The 22,602-nt window shown below is 66.0% G+C and carries 20 protein-coding genes and 2 pseudogenes; 10 read left to right on the top strand and 12 right to left on the bottom strand.

The window, feature by feature from the left end:
- The 3 genes from A5707_RS07225 to pgm form a co-directional block, all read right to left on the bottom strand.
- On the bottom strand, positions 1-1,047 hold a 1,047-nt coding region (locus tag A5707_RS07225; protein ID WP_065013827.1), incomplete at its 3' end, for a PucR family transcriptional regulator.
- Positions 1,048-1,087: 40 nt separating this feature from the next.
- Positions 1,088-2,323 carry an MFS transporter gene (locus tag A5707_RS07220; protein WP_065013826.1) on the bottom strand — a complete coding sequence of 412 codons (1,236 nt, stop codon included), beginning with the start codon at positions 2,321-2,323 and terminating at the stop codon, positions 1,088-1,090.
- Positions 2,320-3,954, bottom strand: coding sequence for a phosphoglucomutase (alpha-D-glucose-1,6-bisphosphate-dependent) (pgm, locus tag A5707_RS07215; protein ID WP_065013825.1), 1,635 nt, complete (start codon positions 3,952-3,954; stop codon positions 2,320-2,322). Before pgm ends, A5707_RS07220 begins: the two co-directional genes overlap by 4 nt.
- Before the next feature lie 38 nt (positions 3,955-3,992).
- On the opposite strand from pgm, the gene crcB (A5707_RS07210) reads away from it, so the two are divergent.
- The 3 genes from crcB (A5707_RS07210) to A5707_RS07200 are packed head-to-tail and all read left to right on the top strand — an operon-like array spanning position 3,993 to position 5,824.
- Positions 3,993-4,388, top strand: coding sequence for a fluoride efflux transporter CrcB (gene crcB / locus A5707_RS07210; RefSeq protein WP_065013824.1), 396 nt, complete (start codon positions 3,993-3,995; stop codon positions 4,386-4,388).
- Positions 4,389-4,748, top strand: coding sequence for a fluoride efflux transporter CrcB (gene crcB, locus A5707_RS07205; RefSeq protein ID WP_065013823.1), 360 nt, complete (start codon positions 4,389-4,391; stop codon positions 4,746-4,748).
- Positions 4,745-5,824, top strand: a complete 1,080-nt coding sequence (locus A5707_RS07200; RefSeq protein WP_065013822.1) for a DUF190 domain-containing protein — start codon at positions 4,745-4,747, stop codon at positions 5,822-5,824. The genes crcB (A5707_RS07205) and A5707_RS07200 overlap by 4 nt, the downstream gene beginning before the upstream one ends.
- Here A5707_RS07200 and A5707_RS07195 read toward each other — a convergent pair.
- Positions 5,821-6,165, bottom strand: a complete 345-nt coding sequence (locus A5707_RS07195; RefSeq protein ID WP_065013821.1) for a DUF488 domain-containing protein — start codon at positions 6,163-6,165, stop codon at positions 5,821-5,823. The genes A5707_RS07200 and A5707_RS07195 overlap by 4 nt on opposite strands.
- Positions 6,166-6,232: 67 nt before the next feature.
- Here A5707_RS07195 and A5707_RS24385 point away from each other — a divergent pair.
- A pseudogene (locus A5707_RS24385) lies at positions 6,233-6,393 on the top strand (theronine dehydrogenase); the annotation flags it as partial.
- A 96-nt stretch (positions 6,394-6,489) separates the two neighbouring features.
- On the opposite strand, the gene A5707_RS23100 reads toward A5707_RS24385, so the two are convergent.
- Positions 6,490-6,768, bottom strand: coding sequence for a WGxxGxxG family protein (locus A5707_RS23100; RefSeq protein WP_082969309.1), 279 nt, complete (start codon positions 6,766-6,768; stop codon positions 6,490-6,492).
- A gap of 318 nt (positions 6,769-7,086) precedes the next feature.
- Here A5707_RS23100 and A5707_RS07185 point away from each other — a divergent pair, with 318 nt between their 5' ends.
- Together A5707_RS07185 and A5707_RS23735 are read left to right on the top strand one after the other, a co-directional pair.
- Positions 7,087-7,653, top strand: coding sequence for a hemerythrin domain-containing protein (locus tag A5707_RS07185; RefSeq protein ID WP_065013819.1), 567 nt, complete (start codon positions 7,087-7,089; stop codon positions 7,651-7,653).
- A 40-nt stretch (positions 7,654-7,693) separates the two neighbouring features.
- Positions 7,694-7,840, top strand: coding sequence for a hypothetical protein (locus A5707_RS23735; protein ID WP_156657652.1), 147 nt, complete (start codon positions 7,694-7,696; stop codon positions 7,838-7,840).
- On the opposite strand, the pseudogene A5707_RS07180 reads toward A5707_RS23735, so the two are convergent.
- From A5707_RS07180 to A5707_RS07170, 3 genes and pseudogenes are all read right to left on the bottom strand, one after another.
- Positions 7,837-9,396, bottom strand: a pseudogene (locus tag A5707_RS07180) (adenylate/guanylate cyclase domain-containing protein). The gene A5707_RS23735 and the pseudogene A5707_RS07180 sit on opposite strands and share 4 nt — an antisense overlap.
- 36 nt (positions 9,397-9,432) lie before the next feature.
- A complete protein-coding gene (locus A5707_RS07175) occupies positions 9,433-9,828 on the bottom strand; it encodes a DUF4267 domain-containing protein (protein WP_065013818.1) in 396 nt (131 codons plus the stop codon).
- Between the two features lie 4 nt (positions 9,829-9,832).
- The gene (locus A5707_RS07170) at positions 9,833-11,593 is read right to left on the bottom strand and encodes an N-acyl-D-amino-acid deacylase family protein (protein ID WP_065013817.1); all 1,761 of its coding nucleotides are present in this window, start codon (positions 11,591-11,593) and stop codon (positions 9,833-9,835) included.
- A 77-nt stretch (positions 11,594-11,670) separates the two neighbouring features.
- Between A5707_RS07170 and A5707_RS07165 the strand changes: the two genes are divergently transcribed.
- Both A5707_RS07165 and A5707_RS07160 read left to right on the top strand, forming a co-directional pair.
- Positions 11,671-12,999, top strand: coding sequence for an aromatic ring-hydroxylating oxygenase subunit alpha (locus A5707_RS07165; RefSeq protein WP_065013816.1), 1,329 nt, complete (start codon positions 11,671-11,673; stop codon positions 12,997-12,999).
- Positions 12,996-13,616 (top strand): TetR/AcrR family transcriptional regulator, encoded by a 621-nt coding sequence (locus A5707_RS07160; protein WP_065013815.1) that lies wholly within the window; start codon positions 12,996-12,998, stop codon positions 13,614-13,616. The genes A5707_RS07165 and A5707_RS07160 overlap by 4 nt, the downstream gene beginning before the upstream one ends.
- Here A5707_RS07160 and A5707_RS07155 read toward each other — a convergent pair.
- The gene (locus tag A5707_RS07155) at positions 13,609-15,504 is read right to left on the bottom strand and encodes a M48 family metallopeptidase (protein ID WP_065013814.1); all 1,896 of its coding nucleotides are present in this window, start codon (positions 15,502-15,504) and stop codon (positions 13,609-13,611) included. The genes A5707_RS07160 and A5707_RS07155 overlap by 8 nt on opposite strands.
- Positions 15,505-15,507: 3 nt before the next feature.
- A complete protein-coding gene (locus A5707_RS07150) occupies positions 15,508-16,095 on the bottom strand; it encodes a LemA family protein (protein WP_197495277.1) in 588 nt (195 codons plus the stop codon).
- 112 nt (positions 16,096-16,207) lie between these two features.
- Between A5707_RS07150 and A5707_RS07145 the strand changes: the two genes are divergently transcribed.
- Complete coding sequence (locus A5707_RS07145) at positions 16,208-16,996, top strand: enoyl-CoA hydratase (RefSeq protein ID WP_065013813.1); 789 nt, start codon at positions 16,208-16,210, stop codon at positions 16,994-16,996.
- Between the two features lie 36 nt (positions 16,997-17,032).
- Positions 17,033-17,887, top strand: coding sequence for a phytanoyl-CoA dioxygenase family protein (locus tag A5707_RS07140; RefSeq protein ID WP_065013812.1), 855 nt, complete (start codon positions 17,033-17,035; stop codon positions 17,885-17,887).
- Between the two features lie 7 nt (positions 17,888-17,894).
- Here A5707_RS07140 and A5707_RS07135 read toward each other — a convergent pair whose 3' ends face one another.
- Both A5707_RS07135 and A5707_RS07130 read right to left on the bottom strand, forming a co-directional pair.
- Positions 17,895-19,352, bottom strand: coding sequence for a phospholipase D-like domain-containing protein (locus A5707_RS07135; RefSeq protein ID WP_065013811.1), 1,458 nt, complete (start codon positions 19,350-19,352; stop codon positions 17,895-17,897).
- Between the two features lie 63 nt (positions 19,353-19,415).
- Complete coding sequence (locus A5707_RS07130) at positions 19,416-22,589, bottom strand: ATP-binding protein (protein ID WP_065013810.1); 3,174 nt, start codon at positions 22,587-22,589, stop codon at positions 19,416-19,418.
- Positions 22,590-22,602 lie beyond the last annotated feature (13 nt).

The following is a 22,602-nucleotide window of genomic DNA, read 5'->3' as shown; positions in this document are numbered from 1 at the left end:
CGCGTCGGCCGCCGATTCGGCCGGCAGCAGCGTGTACACCGTGTTGGCGCCCAGCGCGCTGCGACCGGGCCGCGACCAGCCGAAGCCGGTGGTGGCCCGCTCGAAGGCCTGCAACAGGGCAGCATGCGGCTCGGACGGCAGATGCGCGTGCACCGCGATCACCCGCAGCGGCGTCTGCGGCAAGCCCAGTCGGCTAGCGACCGTCGCCGCGTCGGCGGTGCCCTCCAGCAGCCCGGTCACCGACTGCGACTCCACCTGACGTTCCAGATCGGCGCTCGCGCGGGAGCGCAGCACATGCAGCGCGACGGTCCGTGCACCGTCGGTCAGCGCGGTCAGCCGGGCCGCGGCCAGCGGCTCCGGGCAGGCCACCCATACCGCCCCGAGCAGCTCCCGGCCGACCCGCACTGCCACCACCATCCGGCCGGTCAACCCGTGCTCGTCGTCGGCGGCGACGAACAGCGGCTCGTCGGATGCCGCCAAATGCGCATAGACGCCGCGTTGTTCGAGCAGGGCGCGCAACCGTTCCGGTGTCTGCCGCATCAGAATCGTTTCGGCGCCTGCCGGATCGGCGTGCTGCTGTTGCCGCGAATAGGCCAGCACCCGGGCAAGCCCGTCTTGGATCGTGACTGCGCCGCCGACGGCGTCAGCCAGGTTGTCGGCCAGTGCGAACAAATCGGTTGGGCCACGGCCTGATTCGGTCTCGCGCCCTTCGAGCACCAAACCGTAGACCACCGCCGCCAGTTCGCTCCACGACAATGCGTCGTCGATCACCATCACCGCGACCGCCTCGCCTTCGCCGACGAACGCGGTCTTGTCGTCGCCGCCACGGACCAGTACGGCCACGGCACGCGCCGACATTGCCCATCGCACAGCCTCTTTCACCGAGCCGGCTCCGATGGCCAACAGCACGTCGCCGACGACGGCGCGACCGGCAATAGTCTCGTGCATCACCACGCTGCTCAATTCCGTCGATCGCGGCACCGAACAGAAGCGCAGCTGAACCCCGTAGGTGCCCAGCACGTTCACCAGGCGGTCCAACGTGACCATGACCGCAGCGTAACCGGGGGTCAGCCGGTCGTGTGTGCGCTCACGCCGCGTCCGGCGCGCCCTCCAACCCCAGCACCGCCGGCGCGACCACCGGGCGGGTTTCCGGCGCCACCACCCAGCCAATCGCGGCGGCCAGCAAGATCGCCCCGCTGACCACAAAACCCCATCCGAAACTCAGCCGCTCGGCGATCTGACCGACCGCCACCGAACCCACGATCGCGCCCAGGTCGGCCATCATCTGAAACGTGGCCACCGCGGTGCCCGCGCGCGCCGTGCCGCCCAGGATGTCGGCGACCGCAGCTTGCTGCGGCGAGGTGAATGTGCCCGACGCCGCCCCCGCCAGATACGCCGCGACCAAAAACAGCGACACCGACGTCGAGGCGCCCACCCACATGGTCGTCACCCCCGACAGCGCAAGTCCGGCGATCAGCAGGCCGCGCCGGCCGATCCGGTCGGACAGATAGCCGCTGGGCAGCACGGCGACGACGTTGCCGATCGCAAACGTGGCCAGCGCCAAACCGGTCATCCGCGGACCGCGCCCCAACACCTCCGAGACGAACAGCGGCACCAACGCGATCCGCAGCCCAAACACCGACCAGCCCGTCGCGAAATTCGACATCAGCGCTGAGCGGTAGGCGCGATGGCGCAGCGCGGCCCGCAGCGTCACCGTGGGTTCGGTCTCGTCGGCGCGAGCGGCCAGCGTGGAACGGCGCAGGCTGGCGAACACCACCACCGCGGCCGCCAGCAGGGCCGCCCCATAGATGAGGAACGGCGCGCTGAGCCCAAAGCTCGCGGTGAGACCACCGACCACCGGCCCGCCGACTGAGCCGGCCAGAAACCCGGTGGAGAACAGGCCGGCGATCCGCCCTCGCGCGTCGTCGGGACTGATCCGAATCATCAGGCCCAGCGCGGAAATGAAGAACATCGTCGACCCGATCCCGCCGAGCGCGCGGAACACCAGCAGCTGCCAGTAGGTCTGGGCGAATGCGCACGCGCCGGTCGACACCGCCACGAACAGCAACCCCGTGACATAGATCCGCCGCTCCCCCAGCCGCTGCACCATCAGGCCGGTGACCGGGGCAAAAAACAGCCGCGTCACCGAGACCACGGTGATGACGAAGGTCGCCGCGCCGATGCTGACCCCGAACGTGCGGGCGTAGGCGGGCAGCACCGGAGAGACCACGCCGTAGCCGAGTGCGATCATCACGTTCGCCGAAATCAGTGCCCAGGCTTCCCGTGGCAGCGGCGTTTGAGCGCGCCGGGCAACAAGGGTCACCCGATGATTTTACCGACCAGGTCCTGAGCCACTTGCTGAACCTCGGCTAAATGCTCCGCGCCCCGGAAGGATTCGGCGTAGATCTTATAGACGTCCTCGGTGCCCGACGGGCGTGCAGCAAACCACGCGTTCTCGGTTGTCACCTTCAGGCCGCCCAATGGAGCATCGTTGCCAGGAGCGGTGGTTAACTTTGCTGTGATCTCTTCGCCGGCCAGCTCGGTGGCACTTACCTCGTCGGCCGATAGTTTAGCCAACCTTGCTTTCTGCTGGCGGTCGGCGGGCGCGTCGACCCGCGCATAGGTCGGCGCGCCGTATTTGCCGGCCAACTCCCGGTAGCGCTGCGACGGTGTCTCCTCGGTGACCGCCAGGATCTCGGCGGCCAGCAACGCCAGGATGATGCCGTCCTTGTCGGTGGTCCACACCGATCCGTCGCGGCGCAGAAACGACGCGCCGGCCGATTCTTCGCCACCGAACCCGATGGTGGCCTCCAGTAGGCCGTCGACGAACCATTTGAAGCCCACCGGCACCTCGACGAGTCGCCGGTCGATGCCGTCCACCACCCGGTCGATGATCGACGAGCTGACCGCGGTCTTGCCGACGGCGACGCTGGCCGGCCAGGCAGGTCGATGCGTGTAGAGGTAGTCGATGGCCACCGCCAGGTAGTGGTTGGGGTTCAGCAGCCCTTCGTCGGGAGTCACGATGCCGTGCCGGTCGGCGTCGGCGTCGTTGCCGGTGGCCAGGGCATAGTCGTCGCGGTTGGCGATCAGCGAGGCCATCGCATCCGCTGAGCTGCAATCCATCCGGATCTTGCCGTCGGTGTCGAGTGTCATGAACCGCCACGTCGCATCGACCAGCGGATTGACCACGGTCAGATCGAGGTTGTGCCGTTCGGCGATCACGCCCCAGTAGTCCACGCTGGCGCCGCCGAGCGGGTCGGCACCGATCCGCACGCCCGCTTTTCGGATCGCGTCGATGTTCACCACGCTGGGCAGGTCGTCGACGTAGGCATCGAGGTAGTCGTGGCGCCAGGTGTTGCGCAGCGCGCGGGCCAACGGTATCCGCTTCACCGCTTCGCCGCCGTCGCGTAGAATCTCGTTGGCGCGCTTGGCGATTGCGTTGGTGACGTCGGTGTCGGCGGGGCCGCCGTGCGGCGGGTTGTACTTGAAGCCGCCGTCGCGGGGTGGGTTGTGCGACGGGGTGACGACGATCCCGTCGGCCAGCCCGTCGGCGCGGCCCCGGTTGTAGTTGAGGATGGCGTGGCTGATGGCCGGGGTCGGCGTGTATCGGTCGGCCGAGTCGATCATCGCGGTCACGTCATTGGCGGCCAGCACCTCCAGCGCCGACACCCAGGCCGGTTCGGAAAGCGCGTGGGTGTCGCGGCCGATGAACAGCGGCCCCGTCGTGCCCGCGGCGGCGCGGTACTCGACGATCGCCTGGGTGATGGCCAGGATGTGGGGCTCGTTGAACGCGCCGTCCAGTGCTGAACCCCGGTGTCCCGACGTGCCGAAGCTCACCTGCTGGCCGACGTCCTCCGGGTCGGGTTGCCGCGTGTAATACGCGGTGACCAGGTGAGGCAGATCGACAAGGTCTTCGGGCTCGGCCGGTTGACCGGCGCGTGGATTGGCCGCCATGCCACCAATTCTGCCGATGTCGCGCATACGCTGCTGGGATGCCAGGTCGCGACTACCGGGAGTTGGCCGCTGTCTTCGTCGGAGGCGCGCTGGGCGCGGCGACGCGAGCGGGACTGAACACACTGGCCGTGCCGGATCCGACGCGTTGGCCGTGGCCGACGTTCGTCGCCAACATCGTCGGCGCCTTTCTGGTCGGCTACTTCACGACCCGACTGTTGGAGCGGCTGCCGCTGTCGAGCTATCGGCGCCCGCTGCTGGGCACCGGCCTGTGCGGCGGGCTGACCACCTTCTCCACCATGCAGGTCGAGACGCTGGGAATGCTCGAACACCAGCACTACGGCCTGGCGGTGGGCTACACCGTCGCCAGCATCGTGCTGGGCTTGCTGGCGGTGTATCTCGCGACCGCCACGGTGCGACGGGTGCGGGTGCGCTAAATGCTGGTGTGGGTGGGCGTGCTGGCGGCCGGGGGTGTCGGCTCGGTGCTGCGATTTGTGGTCGACGGCGCCGTGGCCCGCCGGGCGGCCCGGGCGTTTCCGTTCGGGACGCTGGCGGTCAACATCAGCGGCGCCGCACTGCTGGGCTTCCTCGGCGGACTGGCGTTGAGCAGGCACGCCGCGCTGCTCGTCGACACCGCGTTCATCGGTTCCTACACCACGTTTTCCACCTGGATGCTGGAAACCCAACGACTCAGTGAAGAGCGTCAGATCTGGTCCGCCGCAGCCAACATCGTCGTCAGCATGGTGCTGGGCCTGGCCGCCGCGCTACTGGGCCAGTGGATCGCGGGCCGGCTATGACCGACTCCTACCTGAAACTGACGACCTACTTCGGTGAACGTCAGCGAGCCGTCAATGATGCGGCGCGGCACGGGTTTCTGGCCGACGCGATGCTCAACCTCTTCGGCGAACGCGAAGTCGCGACCAGCGTGATGCTGCGCGGCATCGCCAGTTTCGGCCCACGCCACGTGCTGCGCACCGACGAATCGTTGAGCCTGTCGGAGGACCCGCCGGTGACGGTCGCCGCGGTCGATCTCGAGTCGAAGATCAGCGGACTGGTCGACGACGTGATCGCGATGACCGGCCGCGGCTTGATGACCCTGGAACGCGCCCAGCTGATGCGTGCAGACGCGGTTTCCGACCCACACGACACTAGCAAGCTCACCGTCTATGTCGGGCGCCAGGAACGCATCGGCGGGCTGCCGGCGTACCGCGCGGTGTGCGATCTGCTCTATCGACATGGATTTGCCGGTGCCGCAGTATTTCTCGGCGTCGACGGCACCGCGCACGGGCAGCGTTATCGGGCGCGGTTCTTCAGCCGCAACGTCAACGTGCCGCTGATGATCATCTCCATCGGCAGTGCGGCGCAGGTGTCGGCGGCCGCCGCTGAGCTCAGTGCCGTCCTGCCCCATCCGTTGTTGACCGTCGAACGGGTGCGGTTGTGCAAACGCGACGGCCAGTCGCTGGCCCGACCGCATCGCCTGCCGACCACCGACGAGCACGGGCGGCCAGTCTGGCAGAAGCTGATGGTGCACACCAGCGAGGCCACCGGGCACGGCGGGCTGCCCATTCACCGCGCGCTGGTCCGTCGGCTGCTGGACTCGGGGATGGCTCGGGGTGCGACCGTACTGCGCGGCATCTGGGGCTTCCACGGCGACCATGAACCGCACGGAGACAAGCTGTTTCAACTGGTGCGACGGGTGCCCGTGGTGACGATCATCGTCGATACCCCAGAGTGGATCGCGCGCAGCTTCGACATCGTCGACGAGCTGACCGCCGAGCACGGCATGGTCACGAGTGAGATGGTGCCCGCAGTGCTATCAATCGACGGGTCGGGTCGCCGTGGCGACACCCAGCTGGCGCGGTTCGACTATTAGAGCAGCTTGGCCAGTACCGCGGCCTGGCTGCCGTCCAGTTCTTTGGTGGCGGTCACCAGCGTGACGGTTCCGCGTTTGGTCAGCTTGCGCAGCTCGTCGAGCGCCTCGTTGCCCTGCAGTTCTTTTTTGTAGCGTTTGGCGAACTCGTCGAAACGCTCGGGCTTGTGGTCGTACCACTCACGTAGCTCTTTGGACGGTGCGACGTCCTTGTGCCAGGTGCCCACTCGCGGGTCGTCCTTGCGGAATCCTCGCGGCCACACCCGATCTACTAGAACCCGCTGGCCGTCGTTGTCGCCGGGGTCGTCATAGACCCGGGCCACCTTTACCTGACTTTTGGCCATAGCGCCAGGGTAGCTCGGTGTGACGGCCCGAGTCTCAACTCAGGGCAGACAGCACCTGGTCGGTCGGCATCCCGACGAGATCTTCAGTGTGACTGAGAATCTCATCGCCAACTGGGAGAAGTACGCTCGCATCGCCAGCCACACGATCCCGTTCGACCGCATAGGCGAGGCCATGGAAGCAGCCTCAACGCCCGCGCCACCGACAAATTAGTTGTGACATTCGTCTGAACCACCGCGCGCATTGGCCTCCGGAAATGCGAGACCCCGCCACTACTTGCGGAAGCAGTAGGCAGGGCCTCGCTTGTATCCAGTAGGGCCTAGGCGTCAGGCGCGACTAACAGGTCCTGCAGTTCCTGTTCCTGCAGTTCCGGGCGGAGTTTCCCGGCGCCGCATCAGCCCGGTGAGCCCGCCTAACCCGAGCAGACCAAGCAGTCCCCACAGTCCGCTGTTGTCGCTGTGCTCGCTTTGATTAGTGTCGTGATCCGCCAGGGTCGCCGTGGTAGACGACGGGATGGGCGCGCTCTCGACTGCGGCGTTGGCAATGCCCGCACCGCCGAACAACAGCGCCCCAGTGGCCGAAACGGCAGCGATGGTCTTGCGCATGGAAACCTCCGGATTGAGTTGGGTCAGACGTACCGGAATCTCGATCGGACCAAGTCGCTGTAGTCCTCCGGCAAGAACGACGCAAGGAAAACACTGAAGAAGCGTCGAACCTGCCCCCTTACTACCCCGCCATCTTCTCGCCAAACGTCCGACCACCGCCGCGCCAGACCGTTCGCGACCTGTTGAATGCTGCGTGCGGCCGACCGGGCCCACCGACGCGTTTAGGCCTGGAGTGGCTTGGGGTACGCCTGCTGCGAGCAGTGCGCAGCCCGTAGCGCTGTTGTGTTGAATTTCCCTGCCTAGTGGAGGTACTTCGGCATGGCCGAAATGATCATTCAATCGCCCGATGACGTTGTCGGATTCCTCAAAGCGCAGCACAACCTGATCGAGGACCTGTTCGACCAGGTGTTGCACGCCTCTGACCCGCAGGCGCGCGAGAAGCCGTTTCTGCAGTTGCGCCAGCTGCTGGCCGTTCACGAGACGGCCGAGGAGATGGTGGTGCATCCGCGGGTGCGCCGCGAGGTGGATACCGGCGACGTCATCGTCGATGCTCGACTCGAGGAAGAGCATCAGGCCAAGGAGCTGCTGTCAAAGATCGAGGGCATCGACATCACTTCGCAGCAGTTCATCGACGAGCTCACCAAGTTGCGAGACGCGGTGCTGGAGCACGCCGAGCTTGAGGAAAGCCAGGAGTTCCCCAAGCTGCAGCGCGAACTCGACGCCGACGAACTCAAGCGGCTGGGAACAGCGGTGCGAGCAGCGGAAGCCATTGCGCCTACCCGTCCGCATGCCGGTGTGGAATCGGCGAAACTGAACTTCGCCGTCGGGCCCTTCGCCTCGTTGCTCGACCGCGCCCGCGACATCATCGAACACGGCATCGGGTGACCGTGTAGCCGCAGCTTTTCCACGAACCTAGGGAGGAATGATGAGCAGTGCTGAACCGCCGGACGACGAAAAGGCCGCCCCGACACCCGAGGACCCAGCCGACGACGACAGCGTGGTGAAGCCGCCGTCCTATCCCGCCTATTCCACTCCTCCCCCGGAGGGATTACACACCGGCGAAGACGGCTAACCGGCTCCCGTTTGCCTGTGGTCGGTCGCTGGGGCGATGCGCGCCATCCCGCGGAGGATCCACGGTGTGCGCTTGGCCATCATCGCTACGGCTCGGTCCGACCGGCGCATCGCCGATCGCGGACCTGGCGTCGGCGCTGAGACCAGCTTCGCCTCAGGCGTTCCCGGTTGCGCGCCGGAGCGGTCGACCGCCAGTAGTTGCCAGGTGCCGGGCACGCCGCGCAACTCGACGTTGCCGCGGTCCTCGAAGCCCGTGCCTGAGCCCACCACCAGGTCGCTGACGGTCCGCGAGACGAGGATTTCACCGGCGCCGGCCCGGCCCAGGATGCGCGCCGCGATGTGGACCGCGATGCCGCCGATGTCGGCGTCTAGCAGCTCGCACTCGCCCGTATGGATTCCTGCGCGGATCTCGACGCCCAGGCTCTCGGCATCGTTGCGCACGGCCTCCGCACAGCGGATGGCTTGCGTCGGCCCGTCGAACGTAGCGAGGTGCCCGTCGCCGGTGCTCTTGACGACTGTGCCACCGAATCGTTCCGTGAGGTCGGACGTGATCTCGTCAAAGCGCTGAAGTATCGCACGCCACCGGTCGTCGCCCACCGCCGGCGCACGTTCGGTGGAGGCGACGATGTCCGTGAACAACACGGTGCGCAGTGCTCGATGTGCCTGTGACGGCGCCGCATGGCTGCCGGTGAGGAACTCCGCCATCTCGGTCGCAATACGGTCGGGCTCGACAAACCATGGCGCGTGATCGTGTCCGTCGAGTTCGAGCATGCGCGCGCCGCGAATATGGTCGGCGAGATACCGGCCCGACTGCACCGGAACGGCGGGATCCTGACGCGCATGGACCACGAGGGTCGGCACCGAGATCGTCGGCAAAATCGACCGGACATCGATCCGAAACGACGCCTCCAGCGTCGCCCGCGCCATTCCCGGGCTCGCGCACATGCGCTCCAACATGCCGAGCTGACGCACAGACCGGACTCCGGAAAGGATGCACTTGAGTGCCTCGCCGGTGCCTCACGCCGATCGGACGGCCAGCCCGAATCTCTGGAAATGGGCGATCTGCTCCGTCGACGGTGTGTATTCCTCACCGATCTCACGTACGCCGCGCGCCCGTAGTTCAGCCGGGTCGCGCTCCATGTCGGCCCACCCGGTGGCTGGGGCGTAGGCGGCCGCGCCGGTGAGAACCAACGCCTGTGTTCGTTCCGGTCGAGTGGCGGCGAAGAGGATAGCCGCCGGGCCACCCTCGCTCACACCGAAAAGGGTGGCTCTCTGGAAGCCGGTGGCGTCCATGACGGCCTCGATCTCGCCAGCCCGATCATCAAGAGTGCGGATTTTCCCAACCGGATCCGAAAGCCCGACGCCTGCCTTGTCGAACAGGAGGATGCGACAGAAAGTAGAAAGCCGCTCCATGAAGGAACCGAATTCGGGCATGGTCCAATACAACTCGACGTGGCTGGCGAAGGACCCGGCCCAGACGAGCTCGACGGGCCCGTCGCCGAAAACCTGATACGCAAGGCTGAGATCGCCGCAGGGTGCGTACGACGTTTCGGGCACGGCCTGAGCGTACCGATGTCGCGGGCTCGTGGGTCGTCAATCGGAGTCGGGGTCTGGCAGCCGAGAGCGACGCGCAGCGCCCCAGAGCCCGACCGCGATGCCGATAACGGCACCGCCCAGTCCGATGATCTGCTGCGAGCGCTTCATTTCGTGATGCACGCTCAGCCCGCCAAGCAGGTCGGCGGCATCGGCACCACCTGACGCCAGGAACCAACCGCGAGTGTTCTTGCCGCGCAACGCCGCCGCTGCCAGCAGGCCGCCGATCAACGCATCGCGGTAGCCCATCGACCGCAACAGCAGGCGCGCCGTCGGCGACGACTCTTCCGCCTCGGCGCCCCAGAGCCGGTTCGCACGAACCGGATCCACGAGAAACGATACGCCGGAGGCTAACCGGATGCTGCCCGCTGCGAGCGCAGCACGATCGATCGACATGTGCTCAGCGTGCTCCGCGCACCAGCCGACCGGGACGCGCCCCGGTGTCGACGCCGTCGCGGCGGGTCACCGCGCCGCTGACGATGGTGGCGCTGTAGCCCGAAGCGCCCTGAATGAGCCGGTTGCCGCCGGCTGGCAGGTCGTAGGCCATCCGCGCGGGATGCAACGTCAGCGCGTGCATGTCGATCACGTTGACGTCGGCCTTCTTTCCGACTTCGATCACGCCGCGGTCGGTGAGTCCGAACAGTTGCGCGGTGTCGTGAGACTGCTTGCGGATGACGTACTCCAGCGGCAGCTTCTCGCCACGCTGCCGATCGCGAGCCCAATGCGTCAACAAGAAGGTGGGATACGACGCGTCACAGATCATGCTGCAGTGCGCGCCGCCGTCGGACAGACCCGACACAGCCGCGGGGTGCAACAGCATCTCGCGGATCGCGTCGTGGTTGCCGTAGAAGTAGTTGTAGAACGGCAGCATCAGCATCGACGTTGCATCGGACTCGAGCATCAGGTCATAAAGCGTGGCCAATGGGTCCTCGCCGCGCTCGGCCGCGATTTTCTCGACGGTGCGTTCGGCGGTCGGCTCGTAATCGGGCGGATCGCCCAGCGCATAGAGCCTGCCGAGTGAGTACTGAGCCAAGGCAAACATGTTGTCGAACAATCGGTTTGGGTCGGGCGGTAGATCGTCTTCGGACAGGATTGCCGCCTTGACGGCCGGATCGGCGAGGCGCTGCGCCAGTTCCTCGCGGCCGTATTCGGCCTTCAGCCGGCGGAAGGTCGGGCGGTGGGTGAACGCGTGATGTCCGGGGAAGCCGAACAGCATGCCGAACGGCCGCGCGGCGATCTGGGGATAGAGCCGACTGCCCGCCGCGTGAGCGGCCGCCGAGATGTCCAGCTGTTCGCGCCAGAGATCGGGGGCGGCGTCGACCTGGATCATGCCGAAGGAGATCGGCCGGTCGATCTCAGCGCCCAGGCGCTGCATCCACTCCAGTTCCTTCTTGGGCGCGATGATGTCCTCGCCCGCCACGCCCTGAGGAGCCAGCTCGAAGACGGCCTGCCCGCCGGCGGCCATGGCCCGGCCGAGCCCGAACAGCTCGTCTTCTGCGGCATAGGTTCCCGGAACCGGCTCGCCGTCGATGGCCCGGTGACCGAGGGTGCGCGACGTCGAGAAGCCCAGCGCGCCGGCCTCGACGGCCTCCTGCACGAGTCGTGCCATTGCCGCAATGTCGTCCGGCGTGGCGGGTTCGTTGCGGGCGCCGCGCTCCCCCATCGCGTAGGCGCGGACCGAGCCGTGAGCTACCTGGCTTCCCACATCGACGGCGAATTCCTGGCTTTCGACGATGTCGAGGTAGTCGGGGTAGCTTTCCCACCCCCATGTGATGCCTTCGGTCAGAGCGGCACCGGGAATGTCCTCGACACCCTCCATCAGGCCGATCAGCCAATCTTCGTGCCCCGGCCGCACCGGCGCGAAGCCGACACCGCAGTTGCCCATCACCACCGTGGTGACACCGTGGCTGCTGGACGGCTCCAGCAGGCCGTCCCAGCTGACCTGACCGTCGTAGTGGGTGTGGATGTCGACGAATCCCGGTGCGACGATCTTTCCGGTTGCGTCGATCGTCTCGGCGGCCTCGCCGTCCAGCGGCAGATCGTTGGGCCCACGGCGACGAACCTCAACAATTTTGCCGTTCTTGACGGCAATATCGGCGTCGAATCGGTCCGCTCCGGTGCCGTCAACGACGGTGCCGCCAAGAATTTTGAGGTCGAACACGATTACTCCTTGTCTGCCGCCGCCAGCCGCTACAGTGAGCAATGTAACACCGTTACAGGATCGACGGGAGCCTTTCGATGACGACCGAAACCGCCCGTGTCCGTCAGGAGGACGCGATCGGCACGCCGCCGCAGCGCCCCACCCTGGTGCCAGCGGAGCGCTACTACTCTCCGGCGTTCGCCCAGCTCGAGGTGGAGCGGATGTGGCCGAGGGTGTGGCAGCTCGCCTGCACTGTCGACCATGTCGCCGAGCCCGGCGACTACTTCGAATACCGTTGCGGGCCCTACTCGATACTGATCGTTCGCGGCGGCGACGGCGCCCTGCGCGCATTCCAGAACGTGTGCCGGCATCGGGGCAACTCGCTGTGCACCGGCTCCGGCTCGGAGCTGCGTGAACTGCGATGCGGTTACCACGGGTGGACCTGGGACCTCTGCGGCGTGCTCAAGCGGGTCCCCAACCGCAAGGGGTTCGGTGCGTTGCCGATGTCCGAGCTGCCCTTGCATGCAGCCCGCGTCGACGTGTGGGAGCGGCTGGTCTTCGTCAACCTTGACCGCGACGCGATGCCATTGGCCGACTATCTGGAGGCGGTCCCAGACGATATCGCGTGGTGCGGACTCGTCGACTTCCGCTGCTACGCAACGATGACCATCGAGGTCGAGGCAAACTGGAAGACCATCGCCGACGGCTTCAGCGAGACCTACCACATCCAAACGTTGCATCCCGAGCTGCACCGGTGCGTGGACGACGTCCATGCGCCACAGGTGATCTGGGGACACACCGGCAAGTCCGAGCAGCTCTACGGAGTGCCGAGCCCGCACATCAAACAACCGCTCAGCGACGAGGAGATCTGGGACGCCTATGTCGACACCCAGGGCGCATTGATGGGTGTTGGCGAGCGCACCCCGTTCCCGCACGACGATCGCCACTCCGGCCAGTCGGTTGCTGACGTGATTGCCGCCTGCACAAGAGCTTTCGCTGCTGAGAGAGGCGTCGATCTCAGCTGGGCCAGCACCGATCAGATGATGCGGCTACACCAGTACAACGTCTTCCCGAACATGTCCCTGCTGACCAACGCCGACCATCTGACCGTGCTGGCCGCACGGCCGGGACCCGACCCCGACCATGGCGAGTTGGTGATGGTGTTGTTCACTCGGATGCCACCCGGCGCGCCGCGCAACAAGCCAGCCGACGTGCGGATGCCGGCCGAGGAGGCGCACCCTGGCCTGGTGATGTCCCAGGACCTCACGGTGTTGCCGGGACTGCAGCGTGGTCTGCACCAGCCCGGGTTCACCCACGTGGTGTTGTCTAATGAGGAACGGCGGGTGATCAACATGCACCGCAACCTGGAACGCTATCTGGAGCTAACCGAGTCGGATTGCACAAGCCGAGGAGGTGAAACACCTTGACCGCCAAGGGCGAACAGGCCATCAGCGCCGAGGTCATCCTGGACACCGCCGCCCGGCTGATCGAACTGCACGGCGTGGAGGCATTCACGATGCGCGGCCTCGCCGAGCAACTCGGGGTAGCCGTGACCTCGATCTACTGGCACGTCGGGGGTCGCGACAAACTCTTCGACCACCTGGTCGACCGGCTGCTCAGCCAGATGGCCAACCTCCCCATCGAAGGGGAGACCGCCGTCGAACGCATTGCCTCCCTTGCCCGCTCGCAGCGCACAGCGCTCATTGAGCGCCAACACCTGCTCAGCATCGCGCACGAACGCGACCAGACGCCGCGGTTATTCCTGCCAATTCAACAGACGCTGGCGGCGCAACTCGCGGACTTGGGTGTCACCGGCACCGAGGCTGCACTGGTCTTGCGAGCGGTACAGGTTCACGTCATATCGTCGGCAGTGATGCAGTTCACGGCTGTTCGTGGCGCCAAGCACGACGAGGAGGATCCGTCACTGTGGGCCGATGACTGGCCGGACCGAAAGCTCGTCGAAGCGCTGCAGTCCCCGACCGACTACGACGCCGTTTTCGAATACGGACTTCAGGCGCTGCTGGCGCCCTTGCGTGCTAGATAACCGGTGGAACCGGGGCGTGCAGCACACCGCACACCGTTCGCAGCAGTTCAGACTCCTGCACGGTGACCGTCCTGTCGGCCATCACCGTCGTCACGACCGCGGACACAACGGTGGCCTTGTCGCGGCCTTCCAGTCCGTCGATGACCGGCCACACTTGTTCGAGCGCGAAGACCCCGTTGACCGGCAGGAACGGGATGCGGGCTTGCGGGTATGCGACGGAGATGCCCGCCTGGAAGGCCGCTGTCGCCGCTCGAGGATCGCTGTTACCGGTCTGCGCTAGCACCGCGATCAGACAGGAGACGGCGTTTTGGGCGCTGGTCAGGTTCTGTCGCTTGCTCTTCCAGGGTGATCCCGACGTCAAGGCCTCGTGCAAGCCGACGAAAACCAGTGTGCCCAGGCAGTATTCGAAGACGTCGATCTGCCCGTCGGCGTTGATCAGTTGGCCCAGAACCGATGTCATCAGTCGCGTGTCTTCCGCGGGCCGCCCGCGCAAGGCGGGGAATGCCATGGACGCGACGGGCAGGCGCAGGTTCGGGTCGAGGCGCACCAACTCCGCGCCGCATCGCCACGCCTCGTCGGCCACCTGCTTGCCGTGATTGCGGGCGACGATGTCGTACTGGGCCTGCCGAACGTTGGGTTTGCGGTCGAAGATCAAACCGTAGATCAACGGCACTGCGGTGGCCGGGTGGTGCGCAAGGTCGGCCAGGTGATCCGGGATCGCCTTGCGGATGCGCACGCCTTCCCGGTGCGATGCGGCGGTCGGGTTGCCCACGGCCGCTGCGTATTCGCGGGCATCGGGGCGGCGGGGGGCGGCTTGGTGCACGGGTGTCTCCGCCAAGCCCATCTGGGCGTCCTCTGCCAAGCCGTCCGGCGGCTGGTAGGACCAGCGTTGCCGCAATTCGTCGAGGTTGCCCGGCGTGAAGTCGGGCTCGATGGCCTGGATGCGCTTGAGCAGCGGCGGGTGGGTGGCATACAGCGAGGAAAAGTTCATGCCCGGACCAAACAGCATGTGGCTGACGGTTTCGGTCTTGGGGCTGGCCAGCTTTGAGCCGGCTTGCAGCCCACCAATTTTCTTCAACGCGCCCGCCAGCCCGCTGGGCTGCCGCGTGTACTGCACCGCCGACGCATCGGCCAGATACTCCCGCTGCCGTGAGACGGCTGCTTTGATCAGCCGCGCGAAGAAGACCCCGATCCAGCCGGCCGCCAAGATGACCAGCCCCACTGCCCACAACGGCAGCCCACCGTCGCGGTCCCGGTCGCGTCCGTTGCCCGAATACAACAGCACCCGCCCGACCACCGCCAACGCGGTGATCCCGGCCAGCACGCCAATCAGCCTGAGGCTCAACCGCATATCGCCGTTGACGACGTGGCTGAACTCGTGTGCGATCACGCCCTGCAGTTCGTCGCGGTTGAGCCGGTCGAGCGACCCCTGGGTGACGCATACAGCAGCATCGGCCGGTGTGTAGCCCGCGGCGAACGCATTGATCCCCTGCTCCTGCGGCAGGTAGTAGAGCACCGGCACCGGCGTGCTCGACGCGATCGCGATTTCCTCGACGATGTTGCGGTACCGCTTGAGCTGTGGGTCTGTCGGCATGTCCGGTACGCGCACCCCGCCCAGGCTCTCGGCAACCTTGGTCCCACCACCGTGGCGCAGCATCAGCGTCTTGACGACCGACACCGTGCCAATCATCAGCAGCACCGGGATGCTGATGATCACCGCCATGGCAACCAACTCGCCCGGCGGTATGGGCTCGTCCGCTCCAGACAGCACGAATGCCATGACGGCGGCGTCCACGACCGCGGTGATGCCGAATACGGCCAGGATGAACAGGAACACCATTCTTTTCGACGCCGCGCGTACCTGCCGCTGGCGCTCGAAGAAATCCACGAATCAGAACTGGACGCGCGGGACTTCCCGCGTCTCCGGACCCGCCTCCAACGGTGCCGCCGCGGCGAAGCCGAACATGCCCGCGAATATGGCAGCCGGGAAGACTTCGCGCTTGTTGTTATAGGTCAAGACCGAATCGTTGTAAGCCTGCCGGGCGAATGCAACGCGGTTCTCCGTCGACGTCAGCTCTTCGGAAAGCTGCATCATGTTCTGGTTGGCCTTGAGGTCTGGGTACGACTCGCTCAGCGCAAACAGCCGTCCGAGAGCTCCGGTCAGTGCACCTTCCGACTCTGCCAGCTTGCCCATGGCGTTGGGGTCCCCCGGGTTGGCGGTGGCTGCCGCTTGCGCGCTGATGGCGGAGTTGCGCGCCTGGATCACCGCTTCGAGGGTGCCGCGTTCGTGGGCCAGATAAGCCTTGGCCGTTTCGACGAGGTTGGGAATCAAGTCGTGACGTCTGGTGAGCTGAACATCGATCTGCGCGAAAGCATTCTTGTAGGCGTTCCGCGAACGGACGAGCCCGTTGTAGACGCTCAGCGCGACCACCACGAGGATTGCCAGGATTACACCGATGACGATAAGGGTGATGACCACTTACTCCACCTTTGCTCTGGACGGAACCGTCTGACACATGGTCCCACAGCCGCCACTGGCGGGCCTCGACTTCGATCGCCGGGCCTGGTCACCAGGGCATATGCTCGCCTGCATGAGCAAGCTCGCCGCGAATGCGCCCGTCCTGGTACGCGCCGACGGCCCAATGGCGCGCCTGACCCTCAATCGGCCGGAAAAACGTAACGCACTCAGCCTTGCGTTGATGGAGGAGCTCATCGATACGCTGCGCCGCCTCAGCGCGACGCCCGATGTGCAGGTGATCGTCATCGATGCCGTCGGCCCGGCGTTCTCGGCAGGTCACGACTTGACCGAAATGGTCGGCCGCGATGTCTCGTTCTACCAACGGCTCTTCGAGGTGTGCACCGAGCTCATGGAAACCATTCACCGGCTTCCTCAACCGGTGATCGCGAAGGTCGAGGGTTTGGCGACCGCGGCGGGCTGTCAGCTCGTCGCAGCCTGTGACCTCGTCGTGGCTGCCCACGGCGCCCGTTTCGCCACTCCCGGAGTCAAGATCGGGCTGTTCTGTTCGACGCCGATGGTGCCGCTATCGCGTGCGATCGGCAGGAAGCGGGCGTTGGAGATGCTGCTCACGGGCCAGCCGATTACCGCGTTGACCGCGCTCGAGTGGGGTCTGGTGAACCGCGTCGTTCCGGAGGAATCGCTCGACGAGGAGCTCGGCTCCCTCGTCGACGCCATCGTGGCGTCCAGCCCGCTGACGGTCGGGATTGGCAAGGAAGCCTTCTACGCGCAGATCGAACTCGACGAACACCGCGCCTACGACTTGACCAAGGCCGTCATGGCGATGAACGCCGGCGCCGACGACGCCCAAGAGGGCATGTGTGCGTTCCTCGAGAAACGTGTACCGACCTGGCGCCGACGTTAGGGTGAGTACGGAAACCGCCTGACAAGGACGAGTCCCATGAACATCGACGACGAGTCCCTCACCACGCTGGAGGACCTCCGCGGTGATCTGGCGAGTCGATACAAATGGGCACCCAGCAGCGGCGCCTCGGTCGACAGCGCAATCGTCGAAGCAGACTTGGCGGCCCTCGACTGTGACGGCTATGTCATTTGGGAGGACTTGCTCACGGCCGACGAGTGCGGGCAGATTCGCGATGTCGTACAGCCGTGGCTGGGGCACACCGGACGCAACTCGTTCGAGGGCCGACGCACCCAACGCATCTACAGCCTGCTGACCCGGACGCGGCTTTGCGATCGGATTGCCGACCATCCACGGGTACTCGCGGTGTTGGACCGGTTGCTGATGCCCAACTACCTGCTGTCGACATTGCAGGCCATCAACATTCAGCCCGGTGAGTCCGCGCAGTTGGCCCACCACGACGACGGCTTCTACCCCGTTCCGCGTCCACGAGAACCGTTGGCGGCCGCGACAATCTGGGCGATCGACGACTTCACCGCCGACAACGGCGCCACCGTCGTCTACCCCGGCAGCCACCGCTGGGGCAAACGGCGACCAGGCCCACAGGATCGCTCGGAAACTGTGACGATGCCGGCCGGCTCATGCGTCTTGTTCGTGGGCACCCTGTGGCATGGCGGCGGCGCCAACACCTCCACCGGTGATCGTCTTGCCGTCACCGCCCAGTACTGCCAACCGTGGCTGCGACCGATGGAGGCCTTCACGCTGTCGGTGTCGCGCGAGCTCGCCCGGACGGTCTCCGACGACATTCGCCGGATGCTGGGCTACAGCATCCATCCGCCGTTCATCGGCGCGGTCGACGGCTTACACCCGCTACGGCTGTTGGACCAACCCTAGTTTTCGGTCAACCTCGAAGACCCGATATGAACCGCTGCACGCTTCGTGCCAGTGACCGTGGCACGTGGTCGGGATCCATCAAGTCGGTCTCGGCCAGCGGGCTCGCCTCGTCGGCCACGGTCTCTTCGGTAAGTGGCTGCAGCGTCTTGCCCTCTCCCCGAAGTATTTCGATGGCCGCTAAGAGCGACGGGCATTCGCGGATCGCGCTTTCGAACTCATCGACGGCCACGCCGAGGTGTTCGGCCACCAATTGGTCACGCACGGAAGTGATTTGGCGACGGACGCCATCGTCGTCAGGATTGTTCGAGTCGGCCTCGATGGCGATGTCGCATTCGCTGTCGAATCCCATCGACCGGTTGTTGAGGTTGGAGGATCCGATGCGCAGCAGCCGATCGTCGATCGCCATCACTTTCGAGTGGACATAAATCGGGGCACCGCGGTCGGTCACCGGAAAGTACACGCCCAATCGACGATGATGGTCTGCGTCCCAGAGCACGTGAAGCAGCCGTTGGCGTGCGCCGTCCATCGTTTCCCGCTCGAGGGCGTTGTTGCCGCTACGCGGAAGAACGATGACGACCTCCGGACCGTCCTCTTCGCTTAACCGGGCCGCCAGCGCGTCGACGATACGCCGGGCCGCCAGATACTGGTTCTCGAGATAGATGATGTGACGGGCTGCGGCGATGGCCGCGAGATTGAGGGCCTCGACTTCCCGAACCTCGCCGCGATCCTCCAGTTCGGGCAGAGTGCGAGCGATTCCGATGTCGGCGTGACGCAGAGTCGGTTCCAGTTTTGTGGGCCAAGCACTGTGGTTAGCCTCGACCGGCGCCAACGATTGGTCGGTCGCCGACTGCCACCGAGCTCGCGCTTGCTCGCCGAGTGCGCGTGCGGCCGCGCCGTCAACTGCTGCCATCACGTCGTGTCGCGGCCCGTAGCTGCGTCCCAGCGTCCGACGGCGGCGACTCTCATGTGGATGGTCTGGGGTGTCCCACCGATCGATCGTGAGGTCGATCCCGCCGCAAAACGCCACGGCGTCGTCGACGACTACGATCTTTTGATGATGGACAGAGCCGATGGGACGGGTGCCGTCGATGGCGAAGTGAATTCGCTTGCTGCTGATCTGGTTGACCACTGACACCGGGGTGAGCCCGAACCAGATGCCGTCGAACGCCGGCAGCAGGCGCAGGTTGGATTTCAGTAGGTAGACCTCGAGGGAGGGGCGTTTCCACAGCATCCAATAGAGAAAGGCGCCTAGCTGGTTGGGGCCGGGAAGGGTCTTGTCGCCTCGCTCGAATGTCATCCTGGCGTCCAAATCCCAAGCGATCACCATGATTCGGTGGCGGGCGCGCAGCATCGCGGCCTTGACAAGCTTGAAGTAATCGGCCCCATCGATGATGCCGGCGAACCGGTCGGTCCGCGCGGTGCGCCAGCAGGTCTGGCCGGGAATCAGCAGTCGATCCTCGCGCACGCTCGATCTCTCAACGAAGTTGACGGCTCACCGCGGACATAGCCCCGTGTCTACCACGTTCCGTTACGCCATTGCCTCGGCCCAGTCGATATGACCCTCGAAGTTGAGCGTTTTGGCCATGTCGCGGTAGCGATCCCGGTATTCGCGATAGCCGGCCTCGTCACCGTGAGCACGCTGCAGAGCAGCGCGGATTCGCAGCAGAAAGATCTCGCGTGTCACCGAGCCCTCCTCGGCCGGCGTGGCCGCCAGGCGCTGCACGGCAGACTCGGCCTCAGCCAGGTCACCGTCGGCTCCGCGATCGAGCAATGTTTCCACCAATACCGCGGTCGCTACGGAGCCGTACGCCTGCAGCCGTCCGTCGCGGAACAAATCGTCGGCGGCCGAGCGCAGGAGCGGTATCGCCCCATCGCGATCTCCACGCCGGGCCTTCTCACGCCCCAAGCACACGTTGATAGCCGGTAGCATCCCCACGTTCTGTCCGCGGCTTTGGTACACCTCGCCGACCATGGCCAGCAGATCTCGTCCGCGGTCCCGTTCTGCGGCGGTGTGGCGGTGTACCAGCGCAACGCCGAGCGTGATCCAGGCAAAGGCCAATGCGACGTTGTCGCCGGATCTTTCAGCGATCCGCACGGCATCCTCGATGTCGCTGATCGCGGAATCCTCGGGCCGAAGGATCCCGCTCAGGACGCCCGGGAAGTAGACGTAGGCGGTGACCCCGGTATACGACATCGGGTCGGCGTGACGCGCCATGCCCAGGGCGTGTCGCTGATCGTCGCGCCATCCGGGAAGGCCCAGCGAAAACCGGGCGATACTTCGCACCGCGAGGGCGTTCGCCAGCGGACAGCCGATGATGAAGTTCCCTTTCGACGGGTCACCGTCGGCCAGGTCGATGACCCGTTGTGACCACTGCAGCGCGACAGACCACTCGGAGGTGGCGACCTTAGCGCGCATCGGCAAGGGTGAGAGCCCCACCGTCACGTCGGGATTGTCGAGCGCCTCCAAGACGGTCCAGGCCTCGGAGGCCAGCTCCGAAGCCTCGGCGATCCGGCCCTGATACAGGCAGTCGTGGCCCAGGCCCGCCGTGGCGATGGCCAGTGACGCCTTATCCCCTGACGCGCCGCACAATTCGCGCATCTCCTCGAAACGGGCGCCGGCCACTTGTTCGTTGACGCGCCAGGCGATTGCGCACAGCATCGTGCGCGGCGCGATCCGCATGGCTGTCCGGTTCGGCTCGTCGGCAGGCAGCGCGTCGGCGATCATCTGGGCCCGCTCCCAACTGAGGTGCGCGGCGGCGACGTCGCGGGTGAGTGCCCACTTCGCGGCGCGCATGTGCCAGCCGTAGGCGCCGGGCAGGTCACCGGCGGCTCGCAGATGTTCGGCGATCAGCGCGGCATTGTGGTCCGCCGATTGCGGCTCGCGGGCTTCGATCGCGAGGGCCAGCCGCCGGTGCGACTCGATGCGATCGGATCTCAGTTGCGCCTCGTAGGCCACCGTCCGAATCAGCGGATGGTGGAACTCGTATTCGGCGTCCGGCGAAAACTGCACCCGCTCGATCAGTTGGGCGGTGATCAACTCCTCCACCCGCGCGTCGACGCCCAGGTTGGCCAGCAGGTCGCGGCTGAACCGAGATCCGACGACGGCTGCGGCGGCGACGGTGCGTTTGGCTGCCGCCGGTAGCCGGTCGATGCGGGCGGCGATGGCGGCCTGCAGCGTGGCCGGCACTCGCACCTCGGCGGCGTCGGTGCGGCAGGCGTAGTTCGCGCGCTCGCCGACGAGTACACCACGCTGGGCGAGCTCTCGAATGATCTCTTCGGCGAAAAATGGGTTACCGGCCGCGCGTGTGGCGATGAGGTGGCCGATCGCGGTCACTGAGGGATCGGGACCTAACAGTTCAGCGACCAGCGTGGACGTTTCGGCATCACTGAGGGGTGCCAGGGTGATGTTTTGTGCATCGGGCACTCGGCTCAAGGCGCCCCGATATTCGGGACGGTAGCTGATCAGCACCAGCGAGCGCGTCTGCGAGATCACCGTGAGGAAGTCGGCCAGCATTGATTCGCTGACCGCATCGATCCAGTGAGCGTCCTCGATGACGTAGAGCGCGGGCGCTCGGCGGGCTTGTGATGCGGCGTTGACCAGCGCGGTCAGCCGTCGCCGCCGTGCATCGGCATCGATCTTGGGCAGCACAAACTCGGGATCGGCGATGCCCAGTAGGTCATCGAAGATCGCCAAATCTTCGGGGTCTGCGTCGCGAACCTGAGCACGAACCTGTGCCCGAGCCGCCTCCGGCTCAACGCCGTCGATCCCGGTGGCCGCGCGCAACAACCGGGCCACGACCCGAAAGGGAGCCTCGGTCGCGTGCGATTCGCAAAAGGTGGAGAACACCTCCGCGGAGCGACGCCGCGCTAACGCGGTAACCTCCTGCACCAGCCGGCTCTTTCCGACGCCGGGTTCACCCATCACGCTCACCACGCCGCCGTGGCCGTCGACTGCGCGGTCCAAGGCAGCCTCGACGGTGGACAACTCCCGCCGTCGTCCCACCAAACTCGACTCGCTTCGCCCGCCAGCGCGCTGCCCGTCCACGATGCCCAGCAGCTGATACGCCGCGATTGGCTCGACTGCACCTTTGATGTGGACCAACTCGGAATCGCCCAGAGTCGCGATGCCATCGACGAGTCGCTTGGTCGACGCACTAAGCATCACCCCGCCGGGCGGGGCCACCGATTCCATCCGTTGCGCCATGCCGACTTGCTCACCGACCGCGGTGTAGCCGAACGATCCGGAACCGATTTCGCCGGCGATCACCTGACCGGAGTTCAGTCCCACTCGCAACCGAAGGTCCACGCCATCGCGTTCTTGGATGTCAATCGCAAGGCCTTTTGCCTCCTCTTGGAGTCCCAAAGCCGCCAGGCTGGCGCGAATTGCGTGGTCCTCCAACGCTGCTGGCGCGCCGAACACCGCCATGATCCCGTCACCGGTGAACTTGTCGACGGTGCCGCCGTACCGCTTGACCACCGCAGAGCAACGATCGACGAGGTCAGTCATGATCTCGCGGAGCCGCTCCGGGCCCACCGCCGCAGCGATGTCCATGGAGCGCACCACATCGGCGAACAGGACCGTGACTTGTTTGTATTCGGCGCGGGCAACGGCGTCGTTGATTGGCGAGCCACACCCATGGCAAAAGCGGGCGTCCGCGAGAGGCTCGGTGCCACAAGTGCGGCACGCCGCGATAGCCGTCATTTGACCCTCCGCC

The sequence above is a fragment of the Mycobacterium kyorinense genome, from assembly GCF_001672775.1.
GTDB classification, from domain to species: Bacteria; Actinomycetota; Actinomycetes; order Mycobacteriales; family Mycobacteriaceae; genus Mycobacterium; species Mycobacterium kyorinense_A.
This window is presented reverse-complemented; position numbering and strand designations above follow the sequence as displayed.

Excerpts from the sequence above, each read along its gene's own strand:
- A5707_RS07195 (WP_065013821.1), bottom strand. The coding sequence starts at position 6,165 with ATGGCCAAAAGTCAGGTAAAGGTGGCCCGGGTCTATGACGACCCCGGC.
- A5707_RS07185 (WP_065013819.1), top strand. The coding sequence starts at position 7,087 with ATGGCCGAAATGATCATTCAATCGCCCGATGACGTTGTCGGATTCCTC.
- A5707_RS07130 (WP_065013810.1), bottom strand. The coding sequence starts at position 22,589 with ATGACGGCTATCGCGGCGTGCCGCACTTGTGGCACCGAGCCTCTCGCG.
- pgm (WP_065013825.1), bottom strand. The coding sequence starts at position 3,954 with ATGGCGGCCAATCCACGCGCCGGTCAACCGGCCGAGCCCGAAGACCTT.
- A5707_RS07175 (WP_065013818.1), bottom strand. The coding sequence starts at position 9,828 with ATGTCGATCGATCGTGCTGCGCTCGCAGCGGGCAGCATCCGGTTAGCC.
- crcB (WP_065013823.1), top strand. The coding sequence starts at position 4,389 with ATGCTGGTGTGGGTGGGCGTGCTGGCGGCCGGGGGTGTCGGCTCGGTG.
- crcB (WP_065013824.1), top strand. The coding sequence starts at position 3,993 with ATGCCAGGTCGCGACTACCGGGAGTTGGCCGCTGTCTTCGTCGGAGGC.
- A5707_RS07165 (WP_065013816.1), top strand. The coding sequence starts at position 11,671 with ATGACGACCGAAACCGCCCGTGTCCGTCAGGAGGACGCGATCGGCACG.
- A5707_RS07140 (WP_065013812.1), top strand. The coding sequence starts at position 17,033 with ATGAACATCGACGACGAGTCCCTCACCACGCTGGAGGACCTCCGCGGT.
- A5707_RS23735 (WP_156657652.1), top strand. The coding sequence starts at position 7,694 with ATGAGCAGTGCTGAACCGCCGGACGACGAAAAGGCCGCCCCGACACCC.
- A5707_RS07200 (WP_065013822.1), top strand. The coding sequence starts at position 4,745 with ATGACCGACTCCTACCTGAAACTGACGACCTACTTCGGTGAACGTCAG.
- A5707_RS07145 (WP_065013813.1), top strand. The coding sequence starts at position 16,208 with ATGAGCAAGCTCGCCGCGAATGCGCCCGTCCTGGTACGCGCCGACGGC.
- A5707_RS23100 (WP_082969309.1), bottom strand. The coding sequence starts at position 6,768 with ATGCGCAAGACCATCGCTGCCGTTTCGGCCACTGGGGCGCTGTTGTTC.